Raw genomic sequence first — 12,518 nt, 5'->3', positions numbered from 1 at the left:
TTAAATAAAAAATAATGAATCTTAGGAATTCTTAATTTTGAATTAACTTTTTTTAAAGGATTGCGGACTGTAAACAATAAAAAAGGCCGATTTAAAATAAATCGGCCTTTTATTCAGGGAATTAATTAATTCCCGCCAAACATGTCCTTAATCCAGCCGGCTACGCCATCGCTGTCTTTCTTCTCATTCTGCTGCTGCGGCTGTTGTTGCTGCGGCTGCTGAGGCTGAGAAGATTGATCGAACGGGTTGCCCGTTGGCTGTTCAGGCTGGCTCTGCTGGCAGAGGGAGTCCGGATTGGTGGTCCAGACCGGCAGGGTACGCATCCCACCGCCGCAAACAAAGTTACCGGAACCGTCCACGCCCATATCGACGATATCTTCCGGCGCAACCAGGTTCAGCGGCACCGGAGACTGATTCGCCAGATAGCGCTGGTAAATCGACATCGCCCCGCTTGCACCGTACAGCTTGGTTGGCTGGTTGTTATCACGGCCTACCCAGGTGATCACCACTTCACGGCCATCAATACCGGCAAACCAGGTATCGACGTTGTTGTTGGTGGTCCCGGTTTTACCCGCCAGATGCAGACCCGGATATTTCGCCCCCAGCTGACGGCCAGTACCGCGCTGCACAACCTGCTGCATGGTCCACAGCGTCATATAGGCCGCCTGCGCAGGCACCGCACGTTCTGCCTGTGGGAAGCTCTGATACAGCACGGATCCATCCTCGGCAATCACCGAGCGCAGGGCCGAAAGCGGCGCACGGTTACCGCCGCTGGCAATGGTCTGGAACGCCTGTGCCACTTCGATCGGCGTCAGGTTAAGTGCCCCCAGAATCATCGCCGGAACCGGATGCAGCTGATCTTTCGACACGCCCAGTTTCTGCCAGGTGTCGACAATCGCAGGCAGGCCCAGCGCCATACCGAGGTTAACCGTGGGGACGTTCATGGAACGGGTCAACGCATCCACCAGCATAACCTGGCCGCTGAACTGTTTATCATCGTTCTGCGGGGACCAGACCTGACCGTTAGGCTGACGCAGTGAGATTGGCGCATCGGCAATCCAGGTGTTCAGACGATACAGATTCGGCTGACTCAGGGCGGTGAGATAGGTCGCCGGTTTTGCCAGAGAACCAATCGAACGACGCGCCTGCATGGCACGGTTATAGCCCGCATACTGCGGCTCGGCACCGCCCACCATCGCGCGTACTTCGCCGGTGTTGCGGTCAACCACCACCATGGCGGTTTCCAGATCGCTCAGCTTGCGCTGTTTCTTCAGTGCCGGAATACCTTCCACCGCGGCTTTTTCTGCTGCATCCTGGGCCACGGAGTCAAAGGTGGTGAAGATCTTCACGCCGGAGAGATCTTTGACCTTATCACCGAGCTTGCTTTGCAGCTCCTGACGCACCATTTGCATAAACGCAGGCTGAGGAGAGATCACCCCACCGCGCGGCTGCACGCCAAGCGGACGCGCGCTCAGCATGTCGTACAGTTCCTGATCGATCACCTGCTGTTGTTGCAGCAGACGCAGGACCAGGTTACGACGCTCCAGCGCCAGTTTCGGGTTACGCCACGGGTTGTAGATGGACGCCCCTTTCACCATGCCCACCAGCAATGCCTGCTGGTCCAGGCTCAGCTCTTCCACCGGGCGGCCAAAGTAGTACAGGCTTGCCAGCGGGAAGCCGCGGATTTCGTTATCGCCGCTCTGACCGAGGTAAACCTCGTTCATGTACAGCTCAAGAATACGATCCTTGCTGTAACGCGCATCCATCAGCACGGCCATGTACGCTTCGTTGGCTTTACGCCAGTAGGAGCGTTCGCTGGAGAGGAACAGGTTCTTCACCAGCTGCTGAGTCAGCGTACTCGCCCCCTGCACGGTACGACCCGCGGTCAGGTTCGCCAGTACCGCACGGCCGATAGAGTAAAGGCTGATGCCGTCGTGCTCGTAGAAGTGACGGTCCTCGGTTGCCAGCAGCGTATCCACCAGCAGATCCGGGAAGCCGTTACGCGCTACAAACAGGCGCTGCTCGCCGTTAGCCGACGAGAGCATGGTGATCAGACGCGGATCGAGACGGAAGAAACCGAACTGACGGTTGTTATCCATGTTCTCGATGGTATCCAGACGATCGCCGTCAAAGGTCAGACGCGCGCGCACCTGCCCCTCTTTGCTGTCCGGGAAGTCGAACGGACGGCGGATCATCTCAATACTTTTCGCCTGAACGGTAAATTCGCCAGGGCGCGTCATCTTCGACACCTGACGATACTGGGTCGCTTCCAGCAGTTTCACCATCTCGTTCTTACTGATGGACATATCTGGCTCAAGGTTCACCATACGGCCATACACTGCCGCAGGTAACTGCCAGACTTTACCGTCGATACGGCTGCGGATCTTCTGATCCAGATAAACGCCGTAAATCGCCATCAGCACAACAAAAACAATGAACAGCTTCAGCAGCAGCCAGAACCAGCCGCGTTTGCCCCGAGGCTTGCGCCCTTTGCCTTTTCCTTTACGCGGCATCGGTTCTTCATCCTCATAATCGTCTTCATAGTCATCGTCATAGTCCTCATCTCTGAGGCGACGACGGCTTACCTTTTCTTTCGCCGGACGCGTGGGTTTTCCCTTACGTCCTATTGGCTCGCGGTCATTCCCCGCCATGCTTTTTCTCCGCAACGTTCAGGCGCAAAGGCCCGATTCTCATTTCTTCCACTGACCTGTGAAAGAAGAAATCTCTCAAAATAAACAGCAAGACTTTCCTTGCAGGAAAGTCTTTAGTGTTTTCTCCCTCTCCCCATGGGAGAGGGCCGGGGTGAGGGCATCAGGCCGCACAATCCAGCCCGCACAATCCAGGCCGCACTCCCCTCTTCCCCTGATTCACGAATACTTCTTCGTCCGCCGTGTCGGCGCCGTGTTCGCCGGATCGTCCGGCCAGACGTGTTTGGGATAGCGCCCTTTCATCTCTTTCTGCACGTCCCGGTAACTTCCCGCCCAGAACGCGCCCAGATCGCGGGTGATCTGCAGCGGACGCTGCGCAGGCGACAGCAGCTCAAGCACCAACGGCACACGCCCTTCTGCGATAGACGGTGTGGTGGCTTCACCAAACATCTCCTGCATCCGTACCGCCAGCGCCGGAGGATTATCCTCATGATAACGTATGGCAATCCGGCTCCCGGTGGGCACAGTGTAATGCCCAGGCAGTTCACTATCCAGACGTTGACGTAATGACCAGTCCAGTAAATTCTGTAACGCGGTCTTAACATCAAGCGCCTTGAGCGCACGCAAGGAGTGTACGCCGCTCATTTGCGGCAGTAGCCAGTGCTCAAGCGTAGCCAGCAGCGTCTCATCATCCACCGCTGGCCAGCCGTGTTCCGGCAGCCACTTCGCGGCGCAGTGCAGGCGTATACGATACTGTTCAGCTTCCGGCGTCCAGTTCAGTACGCTCAGCCCTTTTTCCCGGATGCCGTTCAGCATCGCCTGGTGTAACTCTTCTTCTGACGGCTTCGCCAGCGGTTTCGTCCCGAGCGTCAGTTTGCCAATCTGACTGCGGCGAAACGCCTTTAGCGTGCCCTGAGTCTCATCCCATTCCACGATATCGGACTGCTGCAGCAGCTGCGGACAAGCGCGGGTCAGCGCATCAATGTCTACGGCAAACGCCTGTAAAATACGTGCGTCAGGAGAGTGGCTCCCCTGAAGCAAAAGCGGGGCAATCAGCCATTCGTGACGCGTTAACGCATCATCGCTGTCCAGCATCGCCCCCATGCCGTTTGCCAGCTGATAGCGCCCGTCCAGCCCGCGGCGGCGGGCAATTCTGTCCGGGAAGGCTTCTGACAGCAGGGAGGCAATTTTATCGCTGCCAGGTGAACCGCCCCGGCTATTCAGGCGTTTGGCCAGCTGCTGCGCCCGCTGCTGCCAGTTCCCCTGATTACGCGAAAATGCCTGTCCCAAATCGCTAGTGCCACCGCGCGGCGGCTCCTCAAGGATAGCCGCCAGCCTGGCCGCCGTGGCAATTTCATCGTTCCCTTGCGCGGCCACCAGCATAGCAGCCAGACGCGGATCGTTACCCAGCGCCGCCATTTTCTGCCCTCGCGCCGTCAGACGCTCGCCTTCCAGCGCGCCAAGCTGAGTCAGCAGGCTGCGCGCCGCCGTGAGGTTAACCGCTGGCGGAGGGTTGAGCCATGTGAGCTGGGCAGGGTCAGGACAGCCCCATTGCAGGAGATCCATCACCAGGCCAGACAAATCACTTTGTAAAATTTCTGGCGTGCTTTGCTGTGCGGCACGCTCAGCTTGCTCCGCGCTGGTCAAATGCAGACAAATGCCCGGCGCAAGACGCCCGGCACGGCCCGCACGCTGGATCATCGACGCCTGGCTGATGCGCTGCGTGAGCAGCTTAGTCAGCCCGGTGCGCGGGTCAAAACTGGCCACCCTCTCCTGGGCGCTATCCACCACCAGGCGAATGCCTTCGATGGTCAAACTGGTTTCCGCGATATTGGTCGCCAGCACCACTTTGCGCTGCCCCGCCGGGGCGGGAAGGATCGCTTTACGCTGATCGGCCAGCGACAGCGCGCCATAGAGCGGACACAGAATAATGTCGCTACTCACCCGTGATGCCAGTTGCTCCTGTACGCGCTGGATTTCTCCCACACCGGGTAAAAATAGCAGCAGCGACCCCGGCTCCTGACGAAGCAGTTCAGCCGTGGCGACAGCCACCGCTTCGTCAAAACGCTGATGGGCAGGTAGCGGCTGATAGCGCCGCTCCACCGGGAATGCACGACCTTCGGAGGCAATCACTGGGGCATCAGGCAGCGTCTGCTGCAGCCGCGCGTTATCCAGCGTCGCCGACATAATGAGCAGCCGGAGGTCGTCGCGCAGCCCCTGCTGGACGTCCAGCAACAGCGCCAGGGCCAGATCCGCCTGCAGGCTGCGTTCGTGGAATTCATCCAGGATCACCAGCCCCACGCCGGTCAGTTCCGGATCGTTTTGCAGCATGCGGGTGAGAATGCCCTCGGTAACCACTTCAAGGCGCGTGGACGGGCCAACGCAGGTTTCGGCACGCATCCGATAACCTACCGTTTCGCCCGGTTTTTCGTTCAGCAGTTCCGCCAGTCGCTGCGCCACGTTGCGTGCGGCGAGCCTGCGCGGCTCCAGCAGGATGATTTTTCCGGCAATCTTCCCTTCTTTGAGGATCTGTAGCGGCAGCCAGGTGGATTTGCCCGCCCCCGTAGGCGCGTTAAGCAAAACCTGCGGGGCGTGGTGTAAGGCAGCAAGAAGCTCGGGAAGGACGACGGCGACTGGCAATGAGGACACTAACAGCTCCAGAGGGTTAACATTAGTCGGCGTACATTGTAGCATCGGCGCATATCATTACCGAGTCCCCCGTATGTCTGAGTCAAAACGACTGTTTTTTGCCATTGAGCTGCCCGCCCCTGTTCAGCGGCAAATCGTACGCTGGCGCGCTGAACATTTTCCACCGGAAGCAGGTCGGCCCGTTGCGGCCGCGAACCTGCATCTGACGCTGGCATTCCTGGGCGACGTAAGTGCCGGGAAACAGCGGGCGTTAGCCGCCATGGCCGGGCGGATTTCTCAGCCGCCGTTTACGCTGCACCTCGACGATGCAGGGCAATGGCTACGTTCGCGCGTGGTCTGGCTGGGCACGCGCCAGCCACCGCGCGGATTATTGCAGCTGGCGAATATGCTGCGCGCGCAGGCGGCGCGCAGCGGCTGTTATCAGAGCCCGCAGCCATTTCATCCGCATATCACGCTGCTGCGCGATGCCGGTCAGGCCGTTGCCCTCCCGGCCCCGGGTTTTCACTGGGCTTTCCCGGTCAATGCATTCGCGCTTTATGAATCTGTCTTTGCTCAAGGACGCACACGCTACACGCCGCTACAGCGCTGGACGCTGGGCGACACGATGAAGGAATCCTGATGAAGTTTAGCCCTGCACTCCAGCCCGCCACGCTGATCCAACGCTACAAACGCTTCCTCGCCGACGTGGTGACACCTGAGGGGAAAACGCTCACTCTGCACTGCCCCAACACCGGAGCCATGACCGGTTGCGCCACGCCGGGTGACACGGTCTGGTATTCCACTTCAGAAAATACTAAACGCAAATATCCCCATACCTGGGAAATAACTGAGACACAAAGTGGGGCATTTATTTGCGTTAATACCCTGCGCGCCAATCAGCTGGTTAAGGAAGCGCTGACCCATGGCACTATTCCCGAACTGGTGGGTTATGGTACGCATAAAAGTGAAGTGAAATATGGCGATGAAAGCAGCAGAATTGACTTCATGTTACAGGCGGAAGACAGGCCGGAGTGCTATATTGAAGTAAAATCAGTGACGTTAGCGGAACAGGAAAATGGCTACTTCCCGGATGCGGTTACGCTACGTGGACAGAAGCACCTGCGGGAGCTAATGAGTGTTGCGGCGGCGGGCAAACGCGCCGTACTGCTGTTTGCGGTACTGCATTCAGCCATTGAACGGTTCTCACCTGCCCGCCATATTGACCCTAAATACGCGCAATTGTTGAATGAGGCACAAAAGCAGGGGGTAGAGGTTTTCGCTTATAAGGCGGAACTTTCTGCCGATAATATGACTCTGAGATCCTCTCTTCCCATTGTCTTATAAGGGATTAGACGATTGATGATTATGTGTTCTGGCCGCGTGCGCAAATACGCTTTTCCTCACAGGCTTGTCAAGTGTTACGTTTAGATAATTGCCATACGGAAAAGCATCTGCTATTTATAGCGACCTGATTTTTCCCCCAACACGGGGATCGATAGTGCGTGTTAAGGAGAAGCAACATGCAAGAAGGGCAAAACCGTAAAACATCGTCCCTGAGTATTCTCGCCATCGCTGGGGTGGAGCCGTATCAAGAGAAACCGGGCGAAGAGTATATGAACGAAGCCCAGCTGTCGCACTTCAAGCGTATTCTTGAAGCATGGCGTAATCAACTCAGGGATGAAGTCGATCGCACCGTTACGCATATGCAGGATGAAGCTGCAAACTTCCCGGATCCGGTAGACCGTGCCGCTCAGGAAGAAGAGTTCAGCCTCGAACTGCGTAACCGTGACCGCGAACGCAAACTGATCAAAAAGATCGAGAAAACGCTGAAAAAAGTCGAAGACGAAGATTTTGGCTACTGCGAATCGTGCGGTGTTGAAATCGGTATTCGTCGCCTGGAAGCGCGTCCAACCGCCGATCTGTGCATCGACTGTAAAACGCTGGCCGAAATCCGCGAAAAACAGATGGCCGGTTAATACCAGCGCTGTTTACCCACTCCAAAGGCGGGAGTCTCTCCCGCCTTGTTAACGTTGATATGTCTGAATCACACTATATCGGGCGCTTCGCGCCATCTCCCTCCGGTGAATTACACTTCGGCTCATTAATTGCCGCGCTCGGCAGCTACCTGCAGGCTCGCGCCAGCCAGGGCAAATGGCTCGTCCGCATAGAAGATATTGACCCGCCGCGTGAAGTTCCCGGTGCTGCAGAGACCATACTGCGTCAGCTGGAACATTGCGGCCTGCACTGGGACGGCGAGGTTCTCTGGCAATCAAAACGCCACGAGGCGTATCGGGAGCGTCTGGCCTGGCTCGCTGAGCAAGGGCTTTCCTACAACTGCACCTGCACCCGCGCGCGTATCCAGAGCGTTGGCGGCGTCTATGACGGGCACTGCCGTACGCTCAATCATCCCCCGGAGAACGCCGCCGTGCGCCTGCTGCAACGTGCGCCCGTCACCCGTTTCCACGATCTGCTCTCCGGAGAGATCCGTGCCGATGAACGTCTGGCGCGCGAAGATTTTATTATTCACCGTCGTGATGGTCTGTTTGCTTATAACCTGGCCGTTGTCGTCGACGACCATTTCCAGGGCGTCACGGAAATTGTGCGCGGGGCAGATCTGGTCGAACCTACCGTGCGGCAAATATCGCTGTATCAGCAGTTTGGCTGGACGGTACCGGGTTATCTTCATCTGCCGCTGGCGGTCAATGCGCAGGGCATTAAACTGTCCAAGCAAAACCACGCCCCAGCCCTGCCAGACGGCGATCCGCGTCCTGTTTTGATCGACGCGCTGCGATTTCTCAACCAAAATGTAACCCACGAATGGCAGGATCTGCGTATTGACGAACTGCTGAAAATGGCCATCGCGCAATGGACGCTCACGGCGGTGCCAAAAATCCAGCATTCTCAAATGCGTTGCGCTGAGCTATGATTAGCCGCTTTTTTCATAACAAAACACACTACGAGGTGTACCATTTTTACCCGAGTCGCTAATTTTTGCCGTAAAGTGCTAAGCCGCGAAGAGAGCATGGCGAACGATGCTATTGCACAGCCACACATGTCGGTTATTCCGCGTGAGCAGCACACTATTTCCCGCAAAGATATCAGTGAAAATGCCCTCAAGGTGCTCTATCGTCTGAATAAAGCGGGCTACGAGGCCTATCTCGTTGGCGGTGGGGTGCGTGATTTACTGCTGGGCAAAAAACCAAAAGATTTCGACGTGACGACCAGCGCCACGCCTGAGCAGGTGCGCAAATTATTCCGTAACTGTCGTCTTGTTGGCCGCCGTTTCCGTCTTGCTCACGTCATGTTTGGGCCAGAAATTATCGAAGTGGCGACCTTCCGCGGCCATCACGAAGCGGGCGCATCCGATCGCACGACCTCCCAGCGCGGCCAGAACGGTATGTTGCTGCGTGACAATATTTTCGGTTCTATCGAAGAAGATGCCCAGCGCCGCGACTTCACCATCAACAGCCTCTATTACAGCGTGGCGGATTTCACCGTGCGTGATTACGTGGGCGGTATGCAGGACCTGAAAGAGGGCCTGATCCGCCTGATCGGCACGCCAGAAACGCGTTATCGCGAAGATCCTGTGCGTATGTTGCGTGCCGTGCGTTTCGCCGCCAAGCTCAACATGCGCATCAGCCCGGAGACGGCAGAGCCGATCCCGCGTCTGGCGACGCTGATCAACGACGTGCCGCCTGCCCGTCTGTTTGAAGAAGCGCTGAAGCTATTGCAGGCTGGCTACGGGTTTGAAACCTACAAGCTGCTGCGCGAATACAACCTGTTCCAGCCGCTGTTCCCGACCATTACGCGCTACTTCACCGAAAACGGTGACAGCCCGATGGAGCGCATGATTGCGCAGGTGCTGAAAAATACCGATACCCGCATCCAGAATGACATGCGCGTGAACCCGGCATTCCTGTTTGCGGCGATGTTCTGGTATCCCCTGCTGGAAACCGCGCAAAGAATTACTCAGGAGAGCGGCCTGGCCTATTACGATGCCTTCGCGCTGGCCGCAAACGACGTGCTGGACGAAGGGTGCCGTACGCTGGCGATCCCGAAACGTATTACCACGCTGGTGCGCGACATCTGGCAGCTTCAGCTGCGCATGTCCCGTCGCCAGGGCAAACGCGCCTGGAAACTGATGGAACATCCAAAGTTCCGCGCCGCGTTCGATCTGCTGTCCCTGCGTGCGGAAATTGAACGCAATCAGGAGCTGCAGCGTCTGGCGCAGTGGTGGGCTGAATTCCAGGTTTCCGCTCCGCCGGAACAGAAGGATATGCTGACCGGGCTGGATGAAGAGCCCGCACCGCGTCGCCGTCATCGTCGTCCGCGCAAACGTGCGCCGCGTCGTGAAGGTTCAGCATGACACTCGCCTGTATCGCCATCGGCAGTAACTTAGCCTCTCCGCTGGAGCAGGTTAACGCTGCCGTAAAGGCGCTGGGCGAGATTCCGCAAAGCCGGATCGTCGCCGTCTCGTCGTTTTATCGTACCCCGCCGCTCGGCCCACAGGATCAGCCTGATTATCTGAACGCTGCCGTGTTGCTGGAAACAGCCCTTGATGCAGAAGCGCTGCTGGATAATACCCAGCGCATTGAGCTCCAGCAGGGCCGCGTGCGCAAAGCCGAACGCTGGGGACCGCGCACCCTCGATCTCGACATCATGCTGTTTGGCAAGGAGGTGATTCATACCGATCGCCTCACCGTACCGCATTATGATATGAAAAATCGCGGATTTATGCTCTGGCCGCTCTTTGAAGTCGCCCCCGATATCACCTTCCCGGACGGTACCTCGTTAAAGACCGTTCTGGACAACCTGAACGCGGAAAAACCCGCTCGCTGGTAAACCTCTCCCCCACCGGTTGGCCGCTAAATAATTGTGGTTAATCGGTTGCCTAAAATCATTGTTCCCCGGAATGTTACTGTTAGAATGCGCAAAGATTCGCTTTGGGCTATCAGGAAACAGTATGAAACCAACCACCATCTCCTTACTGCAGAAATGCAAACAGGAAAAAAAACGCTTCGCCACCATCACCGCGTATGACTACAGCTTCGCCAAACTGTTTGCCGAAGAGGGTATCAACGTCATGCTGGTCGGAGATTCGTTAGGGATGACGGTACAAGGACATGATTCCACCCTGCCGGTCACGGTTGAGGATATTGCTTACCATACCCGCGCCGTGCGCCGCGGTGCGCCAGCCTGCCTCCTGCTTTCCGATCTGCCGTTTATGGCCTATGCCACACCGGAGCAGGCATTCGAAAACGCGGCGGCGGTCATGCGGGCCGGGGCCAATATGGTCAAAATTGAAGGCGGAGCCTGGCTGGTGGATACGGTGAAGATGCTCACCGAACGCGCCGTGCCGGTTTGCGGCCATCTGGGCCTGACGCCACAGTCCGTCAACATCTTTGGCGGCTACAAGGTGCAGGGCCGTGGCGATGCGGCACAGACGCTGTTTGATGATGCCCTGGCGCTGGAAGCTGCAGGCGCGCAATTGCTGGTACTGGAGTGCGTGCCTGTTGAACTGGCGAAACGTATCACTGAAGCGCTGTCGATTCCGGTGATTGGTATCGGTGCTGGCAACGTGACCGACGGGCAAATTTTAGTGATGCACGACGCCTTTGGTATTACCGGTGGGCATATCCCGAAATTTGCGAAAAATTTCCTTACCGAAGCGGGCGACATGCGCGCCGCGGTCAGGCAGTATATTGCCGACGTTGAATCCGGTGTTTACCCGGGTGAAGAACACAGTTTCCATTAAGGAGTCTCGTTGTGCTAATCATTGAAACCCTGCCGCTGCTTCGCCAGCACATCCGTCGCGCGCGTCAGGAAGGTAAACGTATCGCACTGGTCCCGACCATGGGCAACCTGCATGACGGCCATATGAAGCTTGTCGACGAAGCAAGAGCCCGTGCAGATATCGTGGTGGTCAGTATCTTCGTAAACCCCATGCAGTTTGACCGCGCAGACGACCTGGCGCGCTACCCGCGTACCCTGCAGGAAGACTGCGAGAAGCTCAAAAAGCGTCAGGCGGACATTGTTTTCGCGCCGTCTCCGGCAGACGTTTATCCTCAGGGAACCGGCGAAGCAACCTACGTGGACGTTCCGGGAATTTCGACCATGCTGGAAGGCGCCAGCCGTCCGGGCCATTTCCGCGGCGTCTCCACTATCGTCAGCAAATTGTTTAACCTGGTGCAGCCGGATATCGCCTGCTTCGGCGAGAAAGATTTCCAGCAGCTGGCGCTGATCCGCAAAATGGTGGCGGACATGGGATATGATATTGAGATTGTGGGCGTGCCGATCGTGCGTGCTAAAGACGGGCTGGCGCTCAGCTCCCGCAATGGCTATTTGACCGCCGAGCAGCGTAAAATCGCCCCCGCGTTAAGCAAGGTCATGAACAGCATGGCAGATCAGCTTCTGGCGAAAGCATTAACCGCAGAAGAGATTATTGCTCTTGCGGAACAGGCGCTGAACGACAAAGGTCTCCGGGCTGACGATGTACAAATCCGCGATGCTGATACGCTGCTCGAACTTGCAGAGACAAGCAAACGTGCGGTAATTCTGGTGGCGGCATGGCTTGGCCAGGCTCGCCTGATTGACAACAAAGTGGTTGAGCTGGCGTAGTTTTTCTACCCGGAAGATGAAAGGTAAACGTAATGATTCGCAAAATGCTGCAAGGTAAGCTTCACCGTGTGAAAGTGACTCAGGCAGACCTGCACTATGAAGGCTCCTGCGCCATTGACCAGGATTTCCTCGACGCGGCGGGTATTCTTGAGAACGAAGCGATCGATATCTGGAACGTCAATAACGGCAAACGCTTCTCTACCTATGCAATTGCCGCCGAACGCGGGTCCAAAATCATCTCCGTCAACGGCGCGGCAGCACACTGCGCAGAGGTGGGCGATATCGTGATCATCGCCAGCTTCGTGATGATGTCTGACGAAGAAGCGCGTCGCTGGCAGCCCAAAGTGGCCTATTTTGAAGGCGATAACGAAATGAAGCGCACGGCAAAAGCTATTCCTGTTCAGGTCGCCTGATTTCTTTTCCCTGGACTCATTTTTATCCCATTCACTATCAAAATGAGTCCAGTCTTTTTTGTGCAAGCCACGATCAATTATAGCGCATTTAATAGGATTTAAATAAATAACCAAAGAAATCTCAGAGAATTATATTATATAATTCCCAAATCATAATTCCCACCCATTAAGAAAAACTTAAACCAACCTGCAGTTTTAATCACCCATGTTC

The 12,518-nt window shown here is 56.6% G+C and carries 11 protein-coding genes; 9 read left to right on the top strand and 2 right to left on the bottom strand.

What is annotated here, in order from left to right; genetic code table 11:
* Positions 1 to 125: 125 nt before the first annotated feature.
* Positions 126 to 2,651, bottom strand: coding sequence for a bifunctional glycosyl transferase/transpeptidase (mrcB, locus tag L977_RS11890; RefSeq protein WP_014882607.1), 2,526 nt, complete (start codon positions 2,649 to 2,651; stop codon positions 126 to 128).
* Between the two features lie 216 nt (positions 2,652 to 2,867).
* On the bottom strand, positions 2,868 to 5,297 hold the full coding sequence (hrpB, locus tag L977_RS11885; RefSeq protein WP_047625809.1) for an ATP-dependent helicase HrpB: 2,430 nt from the start codon (positions 5,295 to 5,297) through the stop codon (positions 2,868 to 2,870).
* A 73-nt stretch (positions 5,298 to 5,370) separates the two neighbouring features.
* Between hrpB and thpR the strand changes: the two genes are divergently transcribed.
* The 9 genes from thpR (at position 5,371) to panD (ending at position 12,307) form a co-directional block, all read left to right on the top strand.
* Positions 5,371 to 5,916 carry an RNA 2',3'-cyclic phosphodiesterase gene (gene thpR, locus L977_RS11880; protein ID WP_023332115.1) on the top strand — a complete coding sequence of 182 codons (546 nt, stop codon included), beginning with the start codon at positions 5,371 to 5,373 and terminating at the stop codon, positions 5,914 to 5,916.
* On the top strand, positions 5,916 to 6,620 hold the full coding sequence (gene sfsA, locus L977_RS11875) for a DNA/RNA nuclease SfsA (protein WP_023332114.1): 705 nt from the start codon (positions 5,916 to 5,918) through the stop codon (positions 6,618 to 6,620). The genes thpR and sfsA overlap by 1 nt, the downstream gene beginning before the upstream one ends.
* Positions 6,621 to 6,796: 176 nt before the next feature.
* Positions 6,797 to 7,252 (top strand): RNA polymerase-binding protein DksA, encoded by a 456-nt coding sequence (gene dksA, locus L977_RS11870; RefSeq protein WP_001155232.1) that lies wholly within the window; start codon positions 6,797 to 6,799, stop codon positions 7,250 to 7,252.
* Between the two features lie 59 nt (positions 7,253 to 7,311).
* Positions 7,312 to 8,202 carry a tRNA glutamyl-Q(34) synthetase GluQRS gene (gluQRS, locus tag L977_RS11865; protein ID WP_047625808.1) on the top strand — a complete coding sequence of 297 codons (891 nt, stop codon included), beginning with the start codon at positions 7,312 to 7,314 and terminating at the stop codon, positions 8,200 to 8,202.
* Positions 8,203 to 8,244: 42 nt separating this feature from the next.
* Positions 8,245 to 9,642: a polynucleotide adenylyltransferase PcnB gene (pcnB, locus tag L977_RS11860; RefSeq protein ID WP_072093610.1), complete on the top strand. Its 1,398-nt coding sequence runs from the start codon at positions 8,245 to 8,247 to the stop codon at positions 9,640 to 9,642.
* Positions 9,639 to 10,118: a 2-amino-4-hydroxy-6-hydroxymethyldihydropteridine diphosphokinase gene (folK, locus tag L977_RS11855; RefSeq protein WP_047625807.1), complete on the top strand. Its 480-nt coding sequence runs from the start codon at positions 9,639 to 9,641 to the stop codon at positions 10,116 to 10,118. The genes pcnB and folK overlap by 4 nt, the downstream gene beginning before the upstream one ends.
* 121 nt (positions 10,119 to 10,239) lie before the next feature.
* Positions 10,240 to 11,031: a 3-methyl-2-oxobutanoate hydroxymethyltransferase gene (gene panB / locus L977_RS11850; protein ID WP_014882600.1), complete on the top strand. Its 792-nt coding sequence runs from the start codon at positions 10,240 to 10,242 to the stop codon at positions 11,029 to 11,031.
* A gap of 11 nt (positions 11,032 to 11,042) precedes the next feature.
* Positions 11,043 to 11,894, top strand: coding sequence for a pantoate--beta-alanine ligase (gene panC / locus L977_RS11845; RefSeq protein ID WP_047344009.1), 852 nt, complete (start codon positions 11,043 to 11,045; stop codon positions 11,892 to 11,894).
* Positions 11,895 to 11,926: 32 nt separating this feature from the next.
* Positions 11,927 to 12,307 carry an aspartate 1-decarboxylase gene (gene panD, locus L977_RS11840; protein ID WP_014882598.1) on the top strand — a complete coding sequence of 127 codons (381 nt, stop codon included), beginning with the start codon at positions 11,927 to 11,929 and terminating at the stop codon, positions 12,305 to 12,307.
* The last annotated feature ends 211 nt before the right edge of the window (positions 12,308 to 12,518 follow it).

Origin of the sequence: Enterobacter sp. ZOR0014, from assembly GCF_000798855.1 — a bacterium.
GTDB classification, from domain to species: domain Bacteria; phylum Pseudomonadota; class Gammaproteobacteria; order Enterobacterales; family Enterobacteriaceae; genus Enterobacter; species Enterobacter kobei.
Note: the sequence above shows the minus strand (reverse complement) of the source record. Positions and strands in the feature narration are given on the sequence as shown.